This window comes from Nocardia sp. NPDC051833 (genome assembly GCF_040681225.1).
Taxonomy (GTDB): domain Bacteria; phylum Actinomycetota; class Actinomycetes; order Mycobacteriales; family Mycobacteriaceae; genus Nocardia.
The window spans coordinates 633,383-656,017 of record NZ_JBFAYK010000001.1; the positions used below are offsets into that span (position 1 = coordinate 633,383).

The 22,635-nt window shown below is 70.8% G+C and carries 21 protein-coding genes; 4 read left to right on the plus strand and 17 right to left on the minus strand.

The window, feature by feature from the left end; translation table 11 throughout:
- Positions 1 to 20: 20 nt before the first annotated feature.
- Entirely contained in the window at positions 21 to 839 is an 819-nt protein-coding gene (locus tag AB0L91_RS02925) for a nuclear transport factor 2 family protein (protein ID WP_365007026.1), read from the minus strand.
- A 105-nt stretch (positions 840 to 944) separates the two neighbouring features.
- Between AB0L91_RS02925 and AB0L91_RS02930 the strand changes: the two genes are divergently transcribed.
- A complete protein-coding gene (locus AB0L91_RS02930) occupies positions 945 to 1,736 on the plus strand; it encodes a 3-oxo-5-alpha-steroid 4-dehydrogenase (protein WP_355280504.1) in 792 nt (263 codons plus the stop codon).
- A 52-nt stretch (positions 1,737 to 1,788) separates the two neighbouring features.
- Here AB0L91_RS02930 and ffh read toward each other — a convergent pair whose 3' ends face one another.
- The 6 genes from ffh to ftsY all read right to left on the minus strand — a co-directional run bounded on the left by ffh (position 1,789) and on the right by ftsY (position 9,859).
- Positions 1,789 to 3,351: a signal recognition particle protein gene (gene ffh / locus AB0L91_RS02935; RefSeq protein WP_355280503.1), complete on the minus strand. Its 1,563-nt coding sequence runs from the start codon at positions 3,349 to 3,351 to the stop codon at positions 1,789 to 1,791.
- A 55-nt stretch (positions 3,352 to 3,406) separates the two neighbouring features.
- A complete protein-coding gene (locus AB0L91_RS02940) occupies positions 3,407 to 3,721 on the minus strand; it encodes a hypothetical protein (protein ID WP_355280501.1) in 315 nt (104 codons plus the stop codon).
- Positions 3,722 to 3,854: 133 nt separating this feature from the next.
- Entirely contained in the window at positions 3,855 to 6,296 is a 2,442-nt protein-coding gene (locus AB0L91_RS02945; RefSeq protein WP_365007027.1) for a [protein-PII] uridylyltransferase, read from the minus strand.
- An 82-nt stretch (positions 6,297 to 6,378) separates the two neighbouring features.
- Entirely contained in the window at positions 6,379 to 6,717 is a 339-nt protein-coding gene (locus AB0L91_RS02950; protein ID WP_110036141.1) for a P-II family nitrogen regulator, read from the minus strand.
- A gap of 5 nt (positions 6,718 to 6,722) precedes the next feature.
- Positions 6,723 to 8,039, minus strand: coding sequence for an ammonium transporter (locus AB0L91_RS02955; RefSeq protein WP_365011157.1), 1,317 nt, complete (start codon positions 8,037 to 8,039; stop codon positions 6,723 to 6,725).
- A gap of 341 nt (positions 8,040 to 8,380) precedes the next feature.
- The gene (gene ftsY, locus AB0L91_RS02960) at positions 8,381 to 9,859 is read right to left on the minus strand and encodes a signal recognition particle-docking protein FtsY (RefSeq protein WP_365007028.1); all 1,479 of its coding nucleotides are present in this window, start codon (positions 9,857 to 9,859) and stop codon (positions 8,381 to 8,383) included.
- A 155-nt stretch (positions 9,860 to 10,014) separates the two neighbouring features.
- On the opposite strand from ftsY, the gene AB0L91_RS02965 reads away from it, so the two are divergent.
- Positions 10,015 to 10,404: a DUF2237 domain-containing protein gene (locus AB0L91_RS02965; protein WP_019048221.1), complete on the plus strand. Its 390-nt coding sequence runs from the start codon at positions 10,015 to 10,017 to the stop codon at positions 10,402 to 10,404.
- On the opposite strand, the gene AB0L91_RS02970 is transcribed toward AB0L91_RS02965, so the two are convergent.
- A complete protein-coding gene (locus tag AB0L91_RS02970) occupies positions 10,388 to 11,152 on the minus strand; it encodes a helix-turn-helix domain-containing protein (RefSeq protein WP_365007029.1) in 765 nt (254 codons plus the stop codon). The two genes, AB0L91_RS02965 and AB0L91_RS02970, sit on opposite strands and share 17 nt — an antisense overlap.
- A gap of 111 nt (positions 11,153 to 11,263) precedes the next feature.
- On the opposite strand from AB0L91_RS02970, the gene AB0L91_RS02975 reads away from it, so the two are divergent.
- Together AB0L91_RS02975 and AB0L91_RS02980 are read left to right on the plus strand one after the other, a co-directional pair.
- Positions 11,264 to 12,175, plus strand: coding sequence for an NmrA family NAD(P)-binding protein (locus tag AB0L91_RS02975; protein WP_365007030.1), 912 nt, complete (start codon positions 11,264 to 11,266; stop codon positions 12,173 to 12,175).
- Positions 12,176 to 12,361: 186 nt separating this feature from the next.
- Positions 12,362 to 13,567, plus strand: a complete 1,206-nt coding sequence (locus AB0L91_RS02980; RefSeq protein WP_365007031.1) for an MFS transporter — start codon at positions 12,362 to 12,364, stop codon at positions 13,565 to 13,567.
- An 18-nt stretch (positions 13,568 to 13,585) separates the two neighbouring features.
- On the opposite strand, the gene AB0L91_RS02985 is transcribed toward AB0L91_RS02980, so the two are convergent.
- The 9 genes from AB0L91_RS02985 to AB0L91_RS03025 all read right to left on the minus strand — a co-directional run bounded on the left by AB0L91_RS02985 (position 13,586) and on the right by AB0L91_RS03025 (position 22,614).
- Positions 13,586 to 14,227 carry an HAD family acid phosphatase gene (locus AB0L91_RS02985; RefSeq protein ID WP_365007032.1) on the minus strand — a complete coding sequence of 214 codons (642 nt, stop codon included), beginning with the start codon at positions 14,225 to 14,227 and terminating at the stop codon, positions 13,586 to 13,588.
- A gap of 71 nt (positions 14,228 to 14,298) precedes the next feature.
- Positions 14,299 to 17,925: a chromosome segregation protein SMC gene (gene smc, locus AB0L91_RS02990; RefSeq protein ID WP_365007033.1), complete on the minus strand. Its 3,627-nt coding sequence runs from the start codon at positions 17,923 to 17,925 to the stop codon at positions 14,299 to 14,301.
- 200 nt (positions 17,926 to 18,125) lie between these two features.
- Complete coding sequence (locus AB0L91_RS02995; protein WP_365007034.1) at positions 18,126 to 18,632, minus strand: DUF1707 domain-containing protein; 507 nt, start codon at positions 18,630 to 18,632, stop codon at positions 18,126 to 18,128.
- Positions 18,633 to 18,717: 85 nt separating this feature from the next.
- Positions 18,718 to 19,173, minus strand: a complete 456-nt coding sequence (locus AB0L91_RS03000) for a DUF350 domain-containing protein (protein WP_365007035.1) — start codon at positions 19,171 to 19,173, stop codon at positions 18,718 to 18,720.
- A gap of 35 nt (positions 19,174 to 19,208) precedes the next feature.
- On the minus strand, positions 19,209 to 20,372 hold the full coding sequence (locus AB0L91_RS03005; RefSeq protein ID WP_357344357.1) for a glutathionylspermidine synthase family protein: 1,164 nt from the start codon (positions 20,370 to 20,372) through the stop codon (positions 19,209 to 19,211).
- A complete protein-coding gene (locus AB0L91_RS03010; RefSeq protein WP_365007036.1) occupies positions 20,372 to 21,061 on the minus strand; it encodes a hypothetical protein in 690 nt (229 codons plus the stop codon). The genes AB0L91_RS03005 and AB0L91_RS03010 overlap by 1 nt, the downstream gene beginning before the upstream one ends.
- A gap of 31 nt (positions 21,062 to 21,092) precedes the next feature.
- A complete protein-coding gene (locus AB0L91_RS03015) occupies positions 21,093 to 21,374 on the minus strand; it encodes an acylphosphatase (RefSeq protein WP_355280480.1) in 282 nt (93 codons plus the stop codon).
- A complete protein-coding gene (locus tag AB0L91_RS03020; protein ID WP_365007037.1) occupies positions 21,371 to 21,814 on the minus strand; it encodes an OsmC family protein in 444 nt (147 codons plus the stop codon). Before AB0L91_RS03020 ends, AB0L91_RS03015 begins: the two co-directional genes overlap by 4 nt.
- Positions 21,815 to 21,906: 92 nt before the next feature.
- Positions 21,907 to 22,614 (minus strand): response regulator, encoded by a 708-nt coding sequence (locus tag AB0L91_RS03025; protein ID WP_365007038.1) that lies wholly within the window; start codon positions 22,612 to 22,614, stop codon positions 21,907 to 21,909.
- Positions 22,615 to 22,635 lie beyond the last annotated feature (21 nt).

Consider the following 22,635-nt stretch of genomic DNA (forward strand, 5'->3'; position numbering starts at 1 on the left):
GGTCGGCGGGCCGCCACCGGCTACCGGGCGAGGTCCGGGTCGTCGAGGAAGACCGTCACCGCGACGATCCGCGGCTCGTCGGCCGCGAAGTCGACGAAGGCCACCCCGCGCGCCGCGCCGATCCGCACGCTCGCGCTGACCGTGCGCCCGGCGGCGATCATCTTCTCCCACCGGATGTCCCGGGCGAACTCGGCGAACCCCGCCGCGTCGACCGGCCGCCCGGCGGGCAGTTCCACCGCCGCCCGCGCGCCGAGCAGATCCCGGACGCCGGCCAGGTCGCCCGCGGCGGCGGCGCCGAAGAGCCTGCCGACGACGCGTTTGCCCGTGGTGCCGACGCCGCGCAGGCCGCGCATCATGCCCATCGCCCCGCCGACGCCCAGTTCGGCGATCAGCTGCGGGCCGAGCTTGGTGCCGGCGAGCATCCCGGACGGACCGGTGCCGAGCAGCCGCCGGATCATCACCGCCAGTTCCCAGTGCGCGGCCAGGCGCGCGATCCGCCAGCCGTCGGCGGATTCGATCAGGTCGTAGCGCAGGTGCATGGGCACGGTGACGGTGGCGCCGGTCGACATGGTGGTCTCGATATGCAGGTCGCGCACCACCGTGCGCCCGGCGACCAGGTCGCGCTCCACCCGGAAGGCGATGGTGTTCGGCGCGATGAAGACGTTGTAGAACCGCGAGATCGCCTCGCGGCCGATGTGTTCGCGCGCGCCGTACGGATCGTGCACGGCGGCGTTGTCGACGAACAGCCCGACCCAGGCGTCCTTGTCGTGCGCCGCCACCGCGCGGGGCGAGGCCTGTACGGCCGCCAGCAGGTCTTCCGCGGTCCGATCCAACGGCATGTAGGTCCTCCATAGTCGCGCTGCCCCTGCCCGATCCATGATAGAACGTGTTCTAGTTTTGCGTCGGCGATCGTGCCCGGCGCGCTGTTGGACAAAGGAATCTCGATGGACTGGTACACCGGGAACGCCACCTACGACACGGTGCTGGCCATCGCCTTCGCCTTCGCCGCGTTCGTGATCGTGGGCGGGCTGTTCGCGCAGAGTCCGTACGGCCGTTTCGCCTCGACCTCGATCGGCTTCAATCTCAACCCCAAGCTGGGCTGGTGGCTGATGGAACTGCCCGCGACCGTGGTGTTCGCGGTGTTCTATCTCAGCGGGCCCGACCGCTTCGAGCCGGTGCCGCTGGTGCTGGCGGCGATCTGGCTGCTGCACTACGGCAATCGCGGCTGGTTCTTCCCGCTGTCCATCCGCCAGGTGCCGGGCAAGAAGAGCAGCTTCAACTTCTCGGTGGTCGCGGCAGGGGTGTTCGTGACCTCGCTGCACGGCTATCTCAACGGCGCCTTCTTCAGCAACGACTACAAGAACCAGTACGGCACCGCCTGGCTCACCGACCCGCGCTTCCTGATCGGGCTCGTCGTGTACCTGTGCGGCTTCGGGCTGCTGGTGCGGTCGGAGGCGATCGTGCGCAATCTGCGCGACAAGAACAACCCCGGCGCGGCCGAGTACCGGGTGCCCTTCGGCGGCGGATTCCGGTTCGTCAGCAGCCCGGCCTACCTGGGCGAACTCATCGCCTGGGCCGGGTTCGCGCTGCTCACCTGGTCGCTGGCCGGGGTGGCGATCTTCCTGATCACGGCGGGCAACCTGGTGCCGCGCGCGTTCGCCACGCACCGCTGGTACCGGGAGAAGTTCGTCGACTACCCGGCGAATCGCAAGGCCCTGATCCCCGGCGTGATCTGACCCGGAGACGAGAACACCGCGGCCGATGTTCGGCCGCGGTGTTCTCGTCGGTTCAGTTCTTGGGGAACTTCAGCTGGGACAGGTCGATGCCTTCCAGGCCCGGCGGCAGCTGGTCGAGGCCGGGCGGCATCTGCGACAGGTCCATGCCCGGCGGCAGACCGGGCATCCCGGCGGGCATTCCGGGGAAACCACCGCGCATCTTCGGCGGGGTCGGGCCGCGCCCACCCTTCTTGCCCTTCTTGCCCTTCTTGTTGTTGCCCCGGCGCGCGCCGGGCAGGCCCATCTGACGGCCCATCATGGCCATCATCTTCTTGGCCTCGAAGAAGCGGTCGACGAGCTGGTTGACCTCGGAGACCTGCACGCCCGAGCCGTTGGCGATGCGCAGGCGGCGGGAGGCGTTGATGATCTTCGGGTTGTCGCGCTCGGCGGGGGTCATGCCGCGGATGATGGCCTGCACCCGGTCGAGCTGCTTGTCGTCGACCTGGGCGAGCACGTCCTTCATCTGACCGGCGCCGGGCAGCATGCCGAGCAGGTTGCCGATCGGGCCCATCTTGCGGATGGCCAGCATCTGGTCGAGGAAGTCCTCGAGGGTGAGCTCGCCGCTGCCGATCTTGCGGGCGGTCTCCTCGGCCTGCTGGGCGTCGTAGACCTGCTCGGCCTGCTCGATCAGGGTGAGCACGTCGCCCATGCCGAGGATGCGCGAGGCCATCCGGTCCGGGTGGAAGACGTCGAAGTCCTCGAGCTTCTCACCGGTGGAGGCGAACATGATCGGCGAACCGGTGACATTGCGGACCGACAGCGCGGCACCACCGCGGGCGTCGCCGTCGAGCTTGGTGAGCACGACACCGGTGAAGCCGACCCCGTCGCGGAACGCCTCGGCGGTGCTGACCGCGTCCTGGCCGATCATCGCGTCGAGCACGAACAGCGTCTCGTCGGGCTGCACGGCGTCGCGGATGCCCGCGGCCTGGCGCATCAGCTCGGCGTCGATACCGAGGCGGCCCGCGGTGTCGACGATGACCACGTCGTACTGCTTGGCCTTGGCCTCTTCGACACCGGCGCGCGCGACGCCGACCGGGTCGGCCGCCGAGATACCGAGCGGGTTCTCGCCGCCGCCGATCGAGGTGCCGGGGTGCGGGGCGAACACGGGCACGCCCGCGCGCTCACCGACGACCTGCAGCTGGGTGACCGCGCCGGGACGCTGGAGGTCACAGGCGACCAGGATCGGCTGATGCCCCTGGGCCTTGAGCCACTTGGCGAGCTTGCCCGCGAGTGTGGTCTTACCGGCACCCTGCAGACCGGCCAGCATGATGACCGTCGGCGGGTTCTTGGCCAGGTTCAGCCTGCGGGTCTCGCCGCCGAGGATGTTGACCAGTTCCTCGTTGACGATCTTGACGACCTGCTGGGCCGGGTTCAGCGCCGCGGAGACCTCGGCGCCCTTGGCGCGCTCCTTGACGTTGGCGATGAAGCCGCGCACCACGGGCAGCGCGACGTCGGCTTCCAGGAGGGCGAGGCGGATCTCGCGCGCGGTGGCGTCGATGTCGGCCGGTGACAGACGCCCCTTACCGCGCAGATCCTGCAGTGCACCGGTAAGCCGGTCGGACAGGGATTCGAACACCGATCGCGCTCCTGATCTGAAAGGGACGTCTATTGCCCTCCCAGGGTAATGGGTGTTATTCCCGGTGCCGCACGTGCGGTGGCGCGGTGCGCCGCAATTCGTGGTTTTCGATGTTCACCAGGTACACCGCCTCCCGGCCGGTGAGACCCAGCTCACGCGAGAGCGACTCGATCCGCTCCCATTCGGCATCGGGACTGTCGACGTGCCGGGCGGTCGTGGAGGCGATGGTCATCGCCGCCAGGGCCTGGGCGCCGGTGAGCGTGCGCCCCGGTAGCCACGAAACCACCCACAGGTCACCGCCGACGCAGCGCGCGATATGCGAGGTCGCGTCGCTGGTCATCATCGATGCGGATACGACTTCGATAGCCACGGATCTGCTCCCCTCGAACGAGTGACAGCCAGACCTCTCGAATGCTATAGGTCTCATCTCGACTGATCGGGCAACGGAGACCGTTGACGGGCAACCTGATAGCAATCGGTGGTGAAACTGTGTCCTGACTGTCTCAGTCGGCGCTCGGCTCGGGGGGCGGCGGCGGTGCCGGGAGCGGGACCACGTCCAGGACCGCCTTCTCGATGCGGTCGCGCAACTGCGGGCTGTCGGCGTCACCCAGATCGAGACAGAACGCGTCGACCACGGCCGAACCCATCGTGACCACCTTGGCCCAGCGCACGTTCACCCCGGCCGTCGCGAAGCTACCGGCCAGCCTGCTGAGCAGGCCGACCCGGTCCTCGGCGCGCAGTTCGAGAATCACCTGCCCCGGTGTGCTGGTCGCCGACCAGATCATCCGCGGCTGGGCCCGCGCGTACCGGCCCGGCCCGGCGCCGATCGCCTCGGCCTCGCGCTTGGCGAGCACCTCGGGCAGGTTCAGCGCGCCGGTGGTGGCCCGGATCAGCTCCTGGCGCAGCAGACCCGCGTCCGGCGGGTCGCCGAACTTCGGGGTCACCGCGAAGGTGTTGATCGCCGACTCCCCCGCGCTGCCGAGCGAGGCCGACAGCACCCGCAGCGAATGCAGGGCCAGCACGCCGGCGGCGTCGGAGAGCAGGCCGGGCTCGTCGGGCGCGATGACGGTCACCAGGTAGGTGTGCTTGCCCTCGCCCGGGGTGAGCGTGACGTGGACGCCGCCCGCGCGCGCCTTCTCCAGCAGGTCGGGGTCGATCGGTTCCGGCTGCGGCAGCGGCTCCCCCGCCATCACCAGCTTGCAGCGCCGCACCAGATCGCCGATGAGCGAGGCCTTCCAGTCACCCCAGACGCCGGGGCCGGTGGCCATCGAGTCGGCCTCGGCCAGCGCGTGCAGCAGTTCGAGCAGACCGACGTCACCACCGAGCGCGTCGGCGACGAATCGCACGGTCTCCGGGTCGGCCAGGTCGCGCCGGGTCGCGGTGTCGGGGAGCAGCAGATGGTGGCGCACGATCGCGCTGAGTGTGCGCACGTCCGAGGGCCACAGGCCGAGCCTGCGGCCGATATGGGTGGCCAGTTCGGCGCCGACGACGCTGTGATCGCCGGCCCTGCCCTTGCCGATGTCGTGCAGCAGCGCGCCGAGCGCGAGCAGATCCGGCCGGGCGACCCGGGTACTGAGCGCGCCCGCGTAGGCGACGGTTTCCATCAGGTGCCGGTCGACGGTCCAGGTGTGCAGGGCGTCGCGGGGCGGCAGATCGCGGACCGCGCCCCACTCGGGAAACAGCCTGCCCCACAGGCCGGTGCGATCGAGCGCCTCGACCGCGTCGATGCTGCCGCGGCCCGCGCCCAACAGGACCAGCAGGTCGTTGAGGGCGTCCTTGGGCCACGGCTCGCGTAGCTCGGGGGCGTCCTCGGAGAGCCGGTTGAGCGTGGTCGCCGACATCGGCAGCCCGGTCTGCGCCGAGGCGGCGGCGACCCGCAGGATCAGGCCGGGATCGCGCTGTGGCCGCGCGTCCCTGGCCAGCACCACCTCGCCGGAGTGCTCGACCACCCCCTCATCGAGTGGTCGGCGCACCGGCATCCGCCGCAGCCTGGCCAGGCCGCGCCGCGGCAGCGCGTTGGCCGCGGTACGCAGGCCGACATCGGTCGAATAGCTCACCGTGCGCGCCGAATCGCTCAGTGTGCGGGCCAGATCGAACCGGTCACCGATGCGCAGCGCGGCGCCGATCTCGTCGGCGTCCTGGGCGCGCAGCTGGTCGCGGGCGCGACCGGCGACCCGGTGCAGTTCGGTGCGCACGTCCAGCAGCCTGCGGTGGGCCTGCTTCAGCCCGCCGCCGGGGACCTCGGGGCCGAGGCCGGGCATGGCGTCGGTCAGCTGGGCGATGGCGAGCGCGTCGAGCAGCTGGATGTCGCGCAGGCCGCCCCGGCCGTTCTTGAGGTCGGGTTCGGCGCGGTGGGCGATCTCGCCGCTGCGCTGCCAGCGCGCGGTGGTCTGGGTGATCAGCTCGTCGAAGCGGGACCGGATGCCGGTCCGCCATTCCCGGCGCACGCCGCCGATGAGCAGGTTGGACAGGTCCTCGTCGCCGACGATGTGGCGGGCTTCGAGCAGACCCAGCGCGGCGACCATGTCGTCGGCGGCCACCCGCAGCGCCTGCGGCACGGTGCGGACGCTGTGATCGAGCTTGATGTGGGCGTCCCACAGCGGATACCAGAGCTGATCGGCGACCTCCGACACCACGGCCGGGTCGACGTCGTCGTGCAGCAGCACCAGGTCCAGGTCGGAGAACGGCAGCATCTCGCGGCGGCCGAGGCCACCGACCGCGACGACGGCCAGGCCGCTGTCGGCCGTGATGCCGAGTTCGTTGCCCTTGCTGGTCAGCCACAGTTCGAACAGGTCGACCAGGGCCGCGCGCAGCGATTCCGGATCGAGCCGGGGATTGCGGGGCCCCGCCCCGTCGAGCAGCTGCGCCCTGGCCTTCACCAGGTCGGCCGCCCCGTTGTTCTGAATACCGCCGTTCTGTTGTGCCACAGTCCCACCGCCATTCATGCGGGCGGCCCCGCCCCGACCGGTCCTGCCGGTGGGAGCGGGGCCGCCGCTCGATCGTTTACAACCGTGCGTCGCTACCGAATTACAGTGCGTCGCTTCCGCGCTCGCCGGTGCGGACCCGGATGATGGTGTCCACCGGGGTCACCCACACCTTGCCGTCACCGATCTTCCCGGTGCGCGAGGCCTCGACGATCACCTCGACGACCTTCTCGACCGACGCGTCGTCGACGACGACCTCGACGCGAACCTTCGGGACGAAGTCCACCGAGTACTCCGCGCCGCGGTAGACCTCGGTGTGGCCCTTCTGCCGGCCGTACCCCTGGACCTCACTGACGGTCATGCCGAGCACGCCTGCCTGTTCCAGCCCGGTCTTCACGTCTTCGAGCGTGAACGGTTTGACGATTGCCGTAACCAGTTTCATGTTCGTCATGCCTCCTTGACGAGCGAGCGTGCCGTGCCACCCACAGCAGTGAAATCGTAAGCGGTTTCCGCGTGCTCGGACTCGTCCAGGCCCGCTGCCTCGGACTCTTCGCTCGCGCGCAGGCCGATGGTGAACTTGATCGCGTACGCGATCACGGCTGTCGCGACGAGCGAGTAGGCCAGGACGGTGAAGGCACCGACAGCCTGCAGCTTCAACTGCTCGACTCCACCACCGTAGAACAGACCCTCGACAGCTGCGGGAGCTTCGGCCGTGGCGACCAGGCCGACCATCAGGGTGCCGACCAGACCACCGACGAGGTGGACGCCGACGACGTCGAGCGAGTCGTCGAAGCCGAAGCGGAACTTCAGGCCGACGGCCAGGGCGCACAGCGCGCCGGAGACGACACCGATGGCCAGCGCGCCGACCACGTTCACCGAGGAACAGGCCGGGGTGATCGCGACCAGACCGGCGACGATGCCCGAGGCGGCACCGAGGGAGGTCGGGTGACCGTCACGGATCTTCTCCACGAGCAGCCAGGCGAGCATCGCGGCGGCGGTGGCGATGGTGGTGGTGATGAAGGTGGCACCCGCGATGCCGTTGGCACCCAGCGCCGAACCGGCGTTGAAGCCGTACCAGCCGAACCACAGCAGACCGGCGCCGAGCATGACGAACGGCAGGTTGTGCGGACGGAACGGGGTCTTCGGCCAGCCCTTGCGCTTGCCGAGGATCAGGCAGAGAACCAGGCCCGCCGCACCGGCGTTGATGTGCACCGCGGTACCACCGGCGAAGTCGATGGCCTTGAGGTTGTTGGCGATCCAGCCACCCTGCTCAGCGGTGTAGCCGTCGAAGGCGAAGACCCAGTGCGCGACGGGGAAGTAGACGACCGTGGCCCAGATTCCGGCAAATACGAGCCACGAGCCGAACTTGAGGCGGTCGGCGACCGCGCCCGAGATGAGTGCGACCGTGATGATCGCGAACATGAGCTGGAAGGCGACGAAGACCGTCAGCGGGATACCCGCGGTGATCGGGGCCGTCGGGTCCTCCGGGGTCGCGGTGAACAGCGGGATACCCGGCGAGTCGGCGCCGGTGCCACCGAAGATGCTCTTCAGCCCGAAGTACTGGAGGGGGTCACCGAGGAGGTTGCCCTTGTCCTCACCGAAAGCCATCGAAAAGCCGTAGAGAACCCACAGGACGGTGACCACGCCCATCGCGGAGATGCTCATCATGATCATGTTCAGCACGTTCTTGCCACGGACCATACCGCCGTAGAAGAACGCCAGACCCGGCGTCATGAGCAGCACGAGCGCTGCGGACGCCAGCATCCAAGCGGTGTCACCGGTATCCGGTGTACCGATCAGTGGAAATGCCACCTTGTCTTCCTCCTCATCTCGGGCCTCGCCGATGACGGCAAAAGGACCTGTACAGAAGGGTCGCCACTCGGTGTTTCATCCGTTGAGCTGTGGTGTTTCACCTGAGTGAACGGATAGCGCGGTTGTGTTGCTTCCACGTTTCCTGCGGTTGGCTGTCGCGGAGTGCCTCACGGTGAGGCCGGTACGAGTGTGCGGTTCGCCCGCGGTTCGCACGGGGAGGTGGACTCGGCGTTTCCCCTGGAAAACGACGATGCCCGCCCGATCGCTTGATCGGGCGGGCACCGTAGGGATGGTTACGCGGCGCCGCCGAGCAGCGCGTCGACGAAGGCACCGGGCTCGAACGGCGCCAGATCGTCGGCGCCCTCGCCGAGACCGACCAGCTTCACCGGCACCCCGAGCTCGTGCTGCACCTGGAACACGATGCCGCCCTTGGCGGTGCCGTCCAGCTTGGTGAGCACGACACCGGTGATGTCGACGACGTCGGCGAACACCCGCGCCTGCATCAGGCCGTTCTGGCCGACAGTCGAGTCGAGGACCAGCAGCACCTCGTCGACCTCGGCCTTCTTCTCCACGACCCGCTTGACCTTGCCGAGCTCGTCCATCAGGCCGGTCTTGGTGTGCAGGCGGCCCGCGGTGTCGACCAGAACCGCGTCGACCCCGCGATCGATGCCCGCGGTGACCGCGTCGAAGGCGACGGCGGCCGGATCGGCGGCCTCCTTGCCGCGCACGGTCTCCGCGCCGACCCGCTCGCCCCAGGTCTGCAGCTGGTCGGCGGCGGCGGCGCGGAAGGTGTCGGCGGCGCCGAGCAGCACCCGGCGGCCGTCGGCGACGAGCACGCGGGCCAGCTTGCCGGTGGTGGTGGTCTTGCCGGTGCCGTTGACGCCGACGACCAGCAGGATCGCCGGATGATCGGCGTGCGGCAGCGCGTGGATGGACCGGTCCAGCTCGGGGCGCAGCGCCTCGATCAGCACGTCACGCAGCGCGGCGCGGGCCTGTTCCGGGGTGCGCACGCTGCGCGCGGCCATCTCCTCGCGCAGGCGTTCGACGATCTTCGCGGTGCTCGCGGTGCCGATATCGGCCAGCACCAGGGTGTCCTCGATCTCCTCCCACGACTCCTCGTCGAGGTCACCGCCGCCGAGCAGGCCGAGCAGGCTCTTGCCGACGGCGTTCTGCGAGCGGGACAGGCGGCCGCGCAGGCGCTCGAGGCGGCCCGCGGTGGGGTCGATCTCCTCGATCGCGGCGGCGACGGCGTCGACCTCGGCGGGAGCGGGCTCCTCGGCGACGGCGGGTTCGGCGGGGGCGGCCTCGGCCGGGGTGGGTTCGGTCTCGACCGGCGCGGTCTCGACCGGCGCAGGCTCGGCGGGCGCGGTCGGCGCGGTGTCGGTCGCGGTGGTGTCGAGGGAGCTCAGGTCGTCCGGGACCACGACGGTCTCGTCGACCTGCACATCGGCCTCGGGCAGCGGGACGTCGGTGATCCCGCGGCGGGGGGCATCGCGCGGGACGGCCGCGTCGTCACCGACGTGCGGCTGGCCCTCGTCGTCGGTGCGCTCCCCCACCGGTTCGGGCTTCGGCAGCGTGGCCGCCGACCCGCCCTGACTGAAACTGAATCCGCCGGACGCGGTGTACCCACCGGACCGGTCCGTCAACTCCTTGTCCGGCTCGGGCGGTGCCAGGGAGATCTGGCGCCGCTTGTACAGGACGAAACCCGCGACGAGCGCCACCAACAGCACGGCGGCGATCGCGGCGATCAGGATCCACGCTTGCGAACTCACCCGGCCGAGTCTATTCGGGGGGCGGGTCGCGGCACGTCGGCGGCGTCGGCGCGGCGGGTCGGTGACGGGCGCCGGGGCGCATCGGCACGCCGGGGAAACACTACAGATTCGTTGTCCTGCGGAACTTCTGGCGCTCGCCCCATAGGATCGGCGACGTGACCGATCGAAACGTGCTTGGGGGGCCGCTGGAAGAGTGCGGCACCGATCCTCTCACGGGCTTCTACCGGGACGGCTGCTGCAGCACCGGTCCGGAGGATCTCGGCAGCCACACCGTGTGCACGGTCGTGACGGCGGAATTCCTGGAGCATCAGGCATCCATCGGCAACGACCTCAGTACTCCGCGTCCGGAGAACAATTTCCCCGGCCTGCAGCCGGGCGACCGCTGGTGCGTGGTGGCGGTGCGCTGGCTGCACGCCCACGAGGACGGTGTCGCCGCGCCGGTGGTGCTGGCCGCGACACACGAGAACGCCTTGGAGGTCATCTCCATGGACATCCTCCGCAAATACGCGGTAGACGTCCCGGACGACGTCAGCGATCTGCTGTAGGCACCAGGTGACGCCTGCGGTGCGCCTTCTGCCTGCAGGCTGCCGAGCAGTAGCGGGCGGGCCTGCCGGTGCTCGACCGGCGTACCGGCTCGGCGCACACGGGACACCGCGGAGTTTCGTCACCCTGGCGGGTTTCGTCACGGTCTGAGGTCGTCGGTTCCGTGCCGCCCGACGGGCGGCCACGCAGCGCGTCGAGGACGAGCACGACGGCGGGCGCGAGCGGTTCGCCCGCGCGCCGATGCCGTTGGATCGCAACGCAGCCGGTGAAGATGTCGAGCACGTCGGCGACGCCGACATCGGGGCGGACCGTGCCCTGGCGCTGGGCGGCGGTGAGCAGGGCGCCGAGCGCGCGATGGAAGCGGTTGCCCGCGCCGCGCAGCAGGGCGCGCGGCCAGCCGTCGTCGGATTGCACCAGGTCGCACAGGTCCTTGTTGCCCGGCGTCGTCACGATGACATGGGTGCACAGCGCGAAGAAGGCCGCGCCGGGGTCGGGATCGGCCAGATGGTCGGCGGCCAGCGCGGCGAGCCGGTCGACCCGCTGCTGCATCACCGCTTCCAGCAGGTCGGTCTTGGTGGGGAAATGCCGGTGGACCGTGCCCGCGCCGACTCCGGCCCGGCGGGCCACCTCGGCGAGTGAGACGGTGGTGCCGCGTTCGGCGAGCAATCGCTGGGCGGCGACCAGGATCAGCGCGCGGTTGCGCCGGGCATCGGCTCGGATCGCCGGTTCCACGCCGTTGTCGACGGTCATTTCGTTACGCCTTCCCCACACCACACCTGGTCGACCGGGTCGTCCCGCCCGTACCGTCCGGCATGCGGGTCGACCGACCCGATTGTAGGGAACGAAACGGAGCTCATCCACATGTCATCAGCACTGCCCGTTCTGATCACCGGCGCGACCGGCAAGCAGGGCGGCGCCACCGCTCGCAAGCTGCTCGCCGACGGCCACCCGGTCCGCGCCCTCGTCCGCGATCCCGCCGCCCCCGCGGCCCGCGCCCTGGCCGCCGCGGGTGCCGAACTCGCCGTCGGCGACTTCGACGACCCGCCGACGCTGCGGGCGGCGGCCACCGGCGTGCGATCCGTATTCCTGGTTCCCCCAGCCGATTACGGCCCCGACGGCTGGGACGCGGGCGACGAGGGCCGCCGTGGCGCCGCGATGGTCGACGCCGCGCGCGCGGCGGGCGCCGACCAGATCGTCTTCACCGGTGTGGCCACCCTCGGCTCGGCCGAGTCGTGGGGCCAGGAGGGCAAACGCCGGATCGAGGACGCGGTCGCCGCGTCCGGGCTGCGCTACACCGTGCTGCGCCCGGTGCGCTTCATGGAGAACTACCTCATCCAGGGCCTGCCGGTCGACGGCATCAGGGCGGGCGGGGAACACCGGCACCTGTTCCCGGCCGACCGGCCGCTGCAGATGATCGCCCTGGCCGACATCGCTGAGTTCGCCGCGCTGGCCTTCGCCGATCCGGTCGGCTGGCACGGCCGGACCCTGGAACTGGCGGGCGAGGCGATCGCCCCGGTCGCGGCCGCCGCGGCCATCGCCGAGGCGATCGGCAGGCCGGTCCACTACCGCGAGATCGCGGAGTCCGAGGCCGAGGCGATCGGCCCCCAGCTGGGCAATACCTGGCGCCTGATCCGCGAGACCGGCGGCTGGCACGCGGACCTGCCCGCCCTGCGCCTGCTGTGCCCGGGCCTCACGACCCTGCGCGAATGGCTGGCCACCGGCGGCGCGGCCAGGATTCTGGCCACGATCGAGGAGTCGGCGCCGGTCGCCTGACCACCCAGCCGCCCACCGGCTCGCCGCGCCGAGGCCGTACCCGTGCAGCACCACTCGCGCGGGAGCATCGCCGGGCCCATCACCGTCCCCGGACCGTCCCGAGCGAGCGCGCCGACCGGCGGACCAGGACGGTGGCGGCGGGATTCCGCCAGCGACCGCAGCGGCGGATTCCTACCGTCGATCGATGTGAATGCTGAAGCTGTCGCGACGCTGCCCAGAACCCCGCTGCGTGGCTCCGTCGTGTTGTTCATGTCGCTGGCCGCGGCGCTGGGGACCGCGGCGCTCTATCCACTGCAACCCGCGATCGCCGAGGTGGCGGACTCGGTCGACGCGCGGATCGCGGTGGTGGGTGTCGCGCTGGCGTGCGGGCCGGTCGGATACCTGGTCGGGCTCGGGCTGCTCGTTCCGCTGGTCGACCGGTTCTCGCCCGCGCGGCTGCTCGCGGTGCAGTTCGGGGTGCTGGCCGCGGCGTCGGCGGTGTGCGCGGCGGTCGAACGAGCGTGGCAGCTGGGGCTGGTGATCGGTGTCGTCGGCGCGTGTTCGGCGGTGGGCGCCGGGCTCAGCTCGGTGGCGGGGCGACTCGCGCCACCGCACCGGCGCGCGACGATCCTCGGCATCGTGACCGCGGGGATCTCCGCCGGGATCCTCGCCGGGCGGATCGTCGGCGGGTGGCTCGCCGACGAGATCGGCTGGCGCGGAATGCAGCTCACCTTCGCCGCCGCCTGCGGGTTCGTCGCGCTCGGTTGCCTGGTCGTGCTGCCGGGCGAGCGGGGCGCGAGCGAGCGCGGCTACCTGGAGACGCTGCGTTCTCTCCCCCGCTTGCTGGCCCGCGACGACACGCTGCGCACCGCGTCGATGCGCGGTGCGCTGTGGTTCTTCGCGTTCTGCGCGGTGTGGAGTGGACTCGCGGTCGCGCTGGCCGAGCCGCCGTTCTCGTATTCGGCGGAGCGGATCGGCCTGTATGCCCTGGCCGGCCTTTCGGGCATCGCGGCGACGCGGGTCGCGGGCGCGTGGACCGACCGGGTCGGCCCGCGGCGGGTCCTGCTGATCGGCCTCGCGCTGGCCGGATTCGGCGCGCTCGTCCTGGGCGGCACGCTGAGCAGCACCGCGGTCACGCTCGTCTGCCTCGCGCTGTTCGACGCCGGGCTCTTCGCCGCCCAGGTCGCGAATCAGAGCACCGTGCTCGCCATCGACCCGGCCTCGCCCGCCCGCTTCAACAGCGCGTACATGATCGTGTACTTCGTGGGCGGCAGTCTCGGCACCGCCTTCGGCGCGGCCGCGGTCGAGTGGTTCGGCTGGACCGCGACGGCCACGATCGCGGCACTCGCGATCGTGGCCGCGGCGACCGCCGTCGCGCTCGGCAGCTCGCCGTCGGCGCGGCCGGCGCGGTGACCACCGGCGCCGCGCGGATCAGTTCAGCGCGCCGTTGTAATCCGGGAACTTGAAGGTGCGCTCGGCATGCCCACCGGACAGGTCCGATGGGCTGTTGCCGATGTTCGCGACGATCGTGTAGCCCTTGCTCTCGATATCGACCCGGCTCGCCGTCTTGTACTCGGCCAGTCCGGCATTGCCCGCCGACAGCGTGGTCGGCGCGCTGCCGTACAGCCCGTCGACGGGATAGCCCACCGAGGTCAGGTTCGCCTGCGAGTAGGCGCCGATCAGCGCGGGCCTGCCGGTGACGAAGATGATCGCCGCGCCGTTCTGCTTCGCCCAGGTGGCCAGGTCGAGCACGGGCTGGATCGCCGGGATGATCAGCCCCGCGTTGTAGGACGTCTCGAGCGTCGTGTTGTCGATGTCGAAGACGATCGCGGGCTTGGTCGCGCCGGGCAGCCTGCCGGCGAGGTAGGTCTTGGCCTCGGCCACGACGGGCGTGATCTCCCCGATCCACTGCGCGTACGGCGGCAGCTCGGACTTGTTGCCCGACAGCGAGGACGAGCCGGAAGACCCACCACCGGACAGCGACGACGATCCGGTGTCGGCGCCCGCCACGGGGAGCGGGGCGAGGAGCGCGGCCGCGATGCCGGCGACCAGCGATGCTGTAACACGTTTCATCCGTCGCACGCTAACAGCGGCACCGACCGATGAAATGTGTTGGCATTTCACAATCCCGGACAGTGGGACTGCTACGCCGGCGCGCCCACCGGATCGGTATCGGTCACCTCGGCCCGGTTCAACCGCTGCGAGATCACCTGGGTGATGCCGTCACCGCGCATGCTCACGCCGTAGAGCGCGTCGGCGATCTCCATGGTCGGCTTCTGGTGGGTGATGACGATCAGCTGGCTCTTCTCCCGCAGCTGCTCGAACAGGCCGATGAGCCTGCGCAGGTTGGTGTCGTCCAGGGCGGCCTCGACCTCGTCCATCACATAGAACGGAGACGGCCGCGCCCGGAAGATGCTGACCAGCAGCGCGACCGCGGTCAGCGACTTCTCGCCACCGGAGAGCAGCGACAGCCGCTTGACCTTCTTGCCCGGCGGCCTGGCCTCCACCTCGATGCCGGTGGTGAGCATGTCGGAGGGGTCGGTGAGCACGAGCCTGCCCTCGCCACCGGGGAACAGCTTGGCGAAGACGCCGACGAATTCCCGCTCCACGTCGGCGTAGGCCTCGGTGAACACCTGCAGGATGCGCGCGTCGACCTCGGCGACCACGTCGAGCAGGTCCTTGCGCGCGTTCTTGACGTCCTCGAGCTGGGTGGCGAGGAAGTTGTAGCGCTCCTCGAGCGCCGCGAACTCCTCCAGCGCGAGCGGATTCACCTTCCCGAGGGTGGTGAGGTCCTTCTCGGCCCGCTTGGCGCGGCGCTCCTGGGAGGCCCGGTCGTAGGCCATCGGCTGCGGCGCGCTGACCTGCTCGCCGCGTTCCTTGGCGGCCTCGTACTCGTGCATCTCCAGCGCGGAGGGCGGCAGCGGGACATCGGGTCCGTATTCGGCGACGAGATCGGCCAGCGCGATGCCGAACTGCTCGGCGATGGTCGTCTCCAGCTGTTCGATGCGCAGCGCCGCTTGGGCTTTGGCGACCTCGTCGCGGTGCACGGCGTCGGTGAGCTGGGCCAGCTGGGTGGTCAGCGCCCGCGCCCGCTCCTTCACCTGCTCGAGCGCGGCGGCGCATTCACCCCGGCGCCGGACCAGCTCGTCGCGCCGGGCCGCGGCGGCGGCCACGACCCGCTCGAGCTCGTGCGCGATCTTCGCGCCCGATTCCGCGACCGCGGCGGCCACCGCGGCGGCCTGGCGACGCGCGGCCTGTGCCCGTTCGGCCCTGGCCCTGGCCTCGCGCTCGGCGCGGGCGGCCCGGCGCAGCGAATCCGCCTTGCCGCGGACCGATTCCGCGCGTTCCTCGGCGGTACGCACGGCCAGCCTGGCCTCGACCTCCATGGTGCGGGCCTCGGCGAGGGCGGCCGCGGCCTCCTCGCGTTCGCGGCCCGCGGTCTCGGTGCCCGCGGCGCCGTAGCTGTCGTCGCCGCCGTCGTGTTCCATCTCGGCATGGCGCAGCCGGTCCTCGAGCTCGGCGAGGGAAGCCAGCGACTTCTCCCTGGCCGCCTCGGCGTCGGCGCGCTGGGTCGCCAGGCGCTCGCCCTCGGTCTGCGCCGACCGCGCGGTCTGGCCGACCCGGGCCAGCCGGTCGTAGATCGCCAGCAGGGCCTGATCGGATTCGTGCAGCGCCATCAGCGCGTGGTCGGCGGCGTCCTTGCGATCGGTCTGCTCGGCCAGCGCGCCGGCCAGCGCCGCTTCCAGCTCCTCGGCCCGGCGCTGCGCGGCCGCCAATTCGGCCGTGGCGGTATCGATCTCGGCCTGCACCTCGAGCTGGCTCGGCATCCGCTCCGAGCCGCCGACGATCCAGCCCGACCCGGCCAGATCGCCGTCGCGGGTGACCACGCGCAGTTCGGGACGCAGCGCGACGAGTTCGGTGGCGGTCGCCAGATCGTCGACGACCACCACCCCCGCGGTGAGTGCCGCCAGCGCGGGGCGCACCGCCTCGGCGCCGTCGACGACCTCGGCCAGCCAGCGCGCCCCCGACGGCAGGCTGCCGCGTTCGGTGGGAACCAGTCCGGCGGTGGCGAAGACGAAGGCGACCCGGCCACCGTCGCCGGAGCGCAGCTCGCGCACGGCGGCGTCGGCGGCGGTCGGGGTCTCGGCGGTGATCGCGTCGGCCAGCGGGCCGAGCAGCGCGGCGACCGCGGCCTCGAAACCGCCGTCGACCCGCAGCTGCGCCGAGAGCCGGTCACCCAGGCCGCTGACCCCGTGTTCGAGCAGCCAGGCCGCGCCGTCCTTGCGGGCCAGGTTCATCCCGAGCGCCTCGATGCGGGCGCCGAGCCGGGCCACCAGCTTGCTCGCCTCGCGGTCGTGCTCACGCAGTTCCCGCACGCGTTCGTCGGCCAGCGCCAGGGCGGCGACGGCGTGCTCGTGCTGGGCGTCGAGGCCCTTCTCCCCCGCGTCCAGTTCGCCGAGTTCGTCCTGCACCGCGTCGTATTCGACCTGGGCGGCCTCGCCGCGATGGCGGGCGTCGGCGATGGCGACCGACAGCCGGGCGATCTCGGCGTCCACCGATTGCGACTTCGTGCGCAGGTTCTCGACCTGGCCGGCGAGCCGGGCCAGCCCCTCGCGCCGATCGGCGATCGCGCGCACGGCGGCCAGATGCGCCTGCTCGGCGGCCTTGGCGGCGTGCTCGCGGTCGGCGAGCGCCTCCCTGGCGGCTTCGAGCGTTTCGGCGGCCATCTCCACCGCGTAGCGCAGCTCGGCTTCCTCGGCCTCGATCCGGTCGGCCTCGGCCTCGAGCTGCTCGGGGTCGCGGCCGGTACCGACGGGCGTCTCGGTGTGCAGGTGCCGCGCCCGGTCGCCGGCGATGCGAATGGTGGCGTTGACCCGCTCGGCCAGCGCGGACAGCTGGAACCAGGTCTGCGCGGCGGCCTCGGCGCTGGGACTCAGCCGGGAGAGCTGGAACTCCTGCTGCGCGAGCGCGGCATTGGCGGCGTCGAGCTCGGTCTGCACGGTGATCTGCTGCTCGCGGGCGTAGGCCTCCTTGCTGAGCTGGGATTGCAGCTCGCCGCGCCGGGTCACCAGATCGTCGGCGGCCAGCCGCAGCCGGGCATCGCGCAGGTCGGCCTGCACGGTCTGGGCCCGCCGCGCCACCTCGGCCTGCCTGCCGAGCGGCTTGAGCTGACGGCGCAGTTCGGTGGTGAGGTCGGTGAGCCGGGCGAGGTTGGCCTGCATCGCGTCGAGCTTGCGGACGGCCTTCTCCTTGCGCCGCCGGTGCTTGAGCACACCCGCGGCCTCCTCGACGAACGCGCGCCGGTCCTCCGGGCGCGACTCCAGGATCGCCGAGAGCTGGCCCTGCCCCACGATGACGTGCATCTCGCGGCCGATACCGGAGTCCGACAGCAGTTCCTGCACGTCCATCAGCCGGCAGCTGCTGCCGTTGATCTCGTACTCGCCCGCGCCGTCACGGAACATCCGCCGGGTGATCGACACCTCGGCGTAGTCGATCGGCAGCGCGCCGTCGGAGTTGTCGATCGTCAGCGTCACCTCGGCGCGGCCGAGCGGCGCGCGACCGGTGGTGCCGGCGAAGATGACGTCCTGCATCTTGCCGCCCCGCAACGCCTTGGCACCCTGCTCACCCATCACCCAGGTGAGGGCATCCACGACATTGGATTTCCCGGACCCGTTCGGCCCGACGACACAGGTGATCCCCGGTTCGAAGCGCAGCGTGGTCGCGGAAGCGAAGGACTTGAACCCTTTGAGGGTCAAGCTCTTGAGATGCAAGGCTGGCCCGCCTCTCCGCGATCAGGCCAGACTCGAGCGCGAGGAAAGCGGCGCATGCGGCTGGCGGTCGGTATCGGGTTGCGGTAGCCCGTTCCCGACGAGATACCCATGTGCTCGCGTGAGCATACCCGTCGCTACCGGGTGCTCTGCGGCAGTGCGGGCGATCCGGGCCGTGGGGCGGCCACCGGGCCGCCGAGCGTTCAGCCGCGGTGCGGGCGATCCGGGTTGTGCGGGTCCATGTGCTGGACGTGCTTCCTGTGCTTCTCGAGCTGGCGCAGGTGGGTCTGGGTGCCCGGCGTCGCTTCCCAGCCGGTGAGGACGCGGAAGACCAGGACAGCGCCCCACGGGCCGATGACCCACATCGGCCAGAAATACGTGAGCTCGCCCGCGCTCAACGAGATCAGACCCCAGATGACCACCACGATCAGGCTGACGCCGAGCCAGCTGCCCGCCTCGATGCGCTGCCAGACCGGGATCCGCGCGCCCTTCTTCTCGGCGGGCGCGCTCGCCTGCTGCTGCGCGGTCAGCTGCGGCAGGTCCGACAGCACGACGGCGAGCTCGTCACGGGTGGCGGTCGCGTAGACCTTGGCGACGCGCTGGTCGTATTCGGTGAGGTCGAGCCTGCCGTCGGCGAGATGGGTGCTCAGCTGCGCGACGATGGCGTTGCGCTCGGCATCGGACGCGCGTGTGCCTGGGGTGATGTCCATCCCGACATCCTCTCGTTCACCAACCACAGTGGACAGCTGTTTCCAGCCTCCACCCTCCACTGTGTGATGTCAACCGCGGCGCCGGTCACAGGATGGCGAACGCCACCACCAGACCCAGGGCGAAGTGCGCGGCGGCGACCACCAGCACCTCGGGGGTGTAGCTGTCGGAATGCAGCGTGCGGCCGATGTCGATGCCGGTGACCTTCTCGATCACCCGCACCGAGACCACCTGCGCGATGATGCCGACCAGGCCGTACACGACCGCGGCGATCAGCCCCTCGGACAGCTTGTTCACCCCGCCGGTGGCCAGCACCGCGAACACGACGATGAAGGCCATGCTGACCATCCCCGCCGCGGACACGATCAGCGCGTTCGGCTTGCCCGCGACGACGAGGTCGCGCAGCTTGCCGGGCGTGGTCAGGTCGATGGCGAAGAAGCCGATCAGCATCAGCGCGAGACCGATGAGGCAGTACAGGATGATGGCGCCGACGCCTTCACCGAGCGCGCTCCAATAACCCGATTCCAGGGCGAGGGCGGTCATCGTGGTCCTTTCGAACAGTGTTGTGTGGTCACGGGTCAGTCGACGATGCGGTGCGGGACGAAGGCGGCGCCGTCGTCGGTGATCAGGCCCGCCGTCTCCCGGATGCCGAGGCCCGCCGCCGTGTCACCGACGACCCAGGCGCCGAGCACCGGGCGCATGCCGTCGAATTCCGGCAGCGGATCGAGCAATTGGTAGACGAAGCCCTCGGCGCCGTAGACGCCGCCGGTCGCGGTCTCCATGCCGGGACCGACGATGGTCATGTTGGCGCCCTCGCGGCCGAGCTTGGGCTTGCGAATGTACTCGGTGAGCTCGTGCGGGCTGTCGAGGTAGGCGGGCAGCAGGTTCGGGTGGCCGGGATACATCTCCCAGAGCACCGCCAGCAGCGCCTTGTTGCTGAGCAGCGTGGTCCACAGCGGTTCGACCCAGGCGGTGGCGGGCAGGCTCTCGACCACGCGCTTGCCGAAGTCGTCGTCGAGGATCCACTCCCACGGGTACAGCTTGAAGGCCGCTTCGATCGGCGCCTCGGCCAGATCGACGAACCGGTGCAGCTCGGTGTCGAAGCCGATCTCCTCGATCGGCAGCGCGACCGTGTCGAAGCCCGCCTCGGCGGCGGTCTCCTGCATGTAGGCGGTGGTCACGTTGTCCTCGCCGGTCGCGTCCGCGCCCGACCAGGTGAAGTGCAGCTCGGTGCCGGGCAGCACGCCGCGCAGCTCGGTCCAGCGTTCCACCAGCTTCTCGTGCAGCGAATTCCACTGGTCGCCACCGGGATACACCTGCTGCAACCAGTGCCACTGGATGATCGCGGCCTCGAGCAGCGAGGTCGGGGTGTCGGCGTTGTACTCGAGCAGCTTGGCCGGTCGCCGCGCGTCGTAGCGCAGGTCGAAGCGGCCGTAGACGTACGGGTCACTGCGCCGCCAGGATTCGGCGATCGGCCCCCAGCTCCATTCGGGCAGGCCGAAATCGGCGTAGCGCTCGGTGAGGACCACGTGCTCGGCCGCGTGCAGGCACATCGACTGCAGCAGTTCCACGTCGGCTTCCAGCGCGAGGATCTCGTCCATCGAGAACTCGTAGTGCACCGACTCGTCCCAGTACGGGCGCGGCTGACCGCTGGCATCGCGGCCGGGCGCGCCGTAGACCAGTCCCTGACTCTCGATGATCTGCTGCCAGCCCGGACGCGGCGTACTCGCCACCCGCCGCACTAGGACCCGCTCCCGCCGGTGGATTTGCTGCCGAGCCCGCCGCGCTGGATCGTGGTGCCGCTCTTGGTGGTGATGGTGGCGTTGCGCGGCTTGACCGAACTGCCGCCGACGGGCGGCTTGCCGATGGTGGGCGTGCCGCCGTAGTGGTAGCGGTACTGCGGCCAGCCGAGCAGGATCAGGCTGCCCGCGCCGCCGTGGCTGGTGTCGCTGCGGAAGTTCGTCTTGCCGTCGCCACAGTTGTCGTCCGGGACGACGACCTCGTTGCCGTTCTGGTCGATCTGCACACAGGACGCGGTCACCTGATCCGGCGCCGAGATGGCGCGGTAGGCCAGGTAGCCACCGCCGACCAGGGCGGCGACACCGACGACGGCGACGCCGCCGATCATCACCCGTTTCCTGGTGCGCCGCTTGGCTTCCGCCGCCTCGGCGGCGGCGCGCTGAGCCTGTTCGGCCTGCTTGCGCGCCTTGTCGCGGGCCCGTGCCTCGCCGACCGTCGGGGGGCGGGGCTGGGTGACCCCGGGTTCCTGCCTGGCCATCCGGCCGGGCCGCGCCTGCTCGTTCGCGGGCGGTTCCGGCGGCTGCTGCGGCATCGGCGGCCAGCCCACACCGGGGTCCGGTGGCTGGTGGGGAGAGCGTCCGGAGCCGCCCGCAGGCGGCTCGTCGGGCGGACCAGGGTTCTGTGTGCTCACCGCTGCCGCCCCCTAGCCCCCGAAGTCACCACTAGCGCTCCTCGAATCCCGTCATGTCGCCCCGCGCGGGCTCCCAGCTTTCCACAACCAGGTCGACCCGACCAGGCGCCTGGCCGGACCGTAGCAGGTCCAGCAGCTTCGCGCCCGCCGTTCGCGGTCCTTCGGCGACGACGTGCACCCGCCCGTCGCTGTGGTTGCGGGCATAGCCGGTAAGCCCGAGTTCCAGTGCGCGCGAGCGGGTCCACCAGCGGAATCCCACTCCCTGCACCATCCCGTGCACCCACGCGCTGAGCCGCTGCGGCCCCTCGCTCATGCGTCGATCTGAAAGTTCAGCGTCACCTTGGTGCCCGCCTTGAGAGTGCGGCCAACGGTGCACACCTTGTCGACGGCCCGCTGCACGGTGACCAGTAGTCGCTCGCGCGCGGCCTCGTCGAGTTCGGACAGGTCCAGTTCCAGGACCTCGTCGAGCTGCGGGTACAGCTCGTTCTCGCGGTCGGCGTCGCCGGAGACGCGAATGGTGGCGTCGAAGTCGTCGCCGAGGCGGCGCGAGAGCGGCAGGTCGGAGCTGAGGCCGGTGCAGGCGGCCAGCGCGATCTTCAGCAGCTCGCCCGGGGTGAACGCGCCTTCGACGCCCTGCGAGGCGATCAGGACCTCGGCGCCGCGATTGCTGCGCCCGGTGTAGGCCCTGGTTCCGGTGCGCTCGACCCACAGCTCGGTGGGTGCGGTGGTCACGGGTGCGTTCTGCTCAGCCATGCCTAGATCCTGCCATTCACGTCGCGGACGATTCACGCCTGGGAACGCCTGCGTGCGCGGCGGCATTCCGGCGGGGTGACCCGCGGCACCCCTCATTCCTGGAAGCGGTACCCCATGCCCGCCTCGGTCAGCAGGTGCCGGGGGTTGGCCGGGTCGTCCTCGAGTTTGCGGCGCAGCTGCGCGAGGTAGACCCGCAGGTAGTGGGTCTCGGTGGCGTAGGCGGGTCCCCACACTTCGCGCAGGAGTTCCTTGCGGCCCACCAGTTTTCCGCGATTGCGGACCAGCATCTCGAGCATTCCCCACTCGGTGGGGGTCAGGTGCACCGGCTCGCCCCGCTTGGTGACCTTCTTGGCGACCAGATCGACGGTGAACGAGTCGGTGACCACCACCGGGTCGACACTGTCGACCTCGGTCGCGCCGCGCCGGACCGCGGCCCGCAGCCGGGCCAGCAGTTCGTCCATGCCGAACGGCTTGGTGACGTAGTCGTCGGCGCCCGCGTCGAGCGCTTCGACCTTGTCGGCGGAGTCGGTGCGCGCCGAGAGCACCAGCACCGGCGCCGAGGTCCAGCCGCGCAATCCGGCCAGCACCTCGATGCCGTCCATATCGGGCAGGCCCAGGTCGAGCACGATGACGTCGGGGTGCCGCTCGGCGGCGGCCCGCAGAGCCGCCGCGCCGTTACCCGCGGTGATCACCTCGTACCCGCGCACCGACAGATTGATCCGCAGGGCCCGCACAATCTGTGGCTCGTCATCGACCACCAGCACCTTGGTGGCCGCGGGAGCCTGATTCTTATCCGTCATCACCGTTCCTGAGTTGTGGCC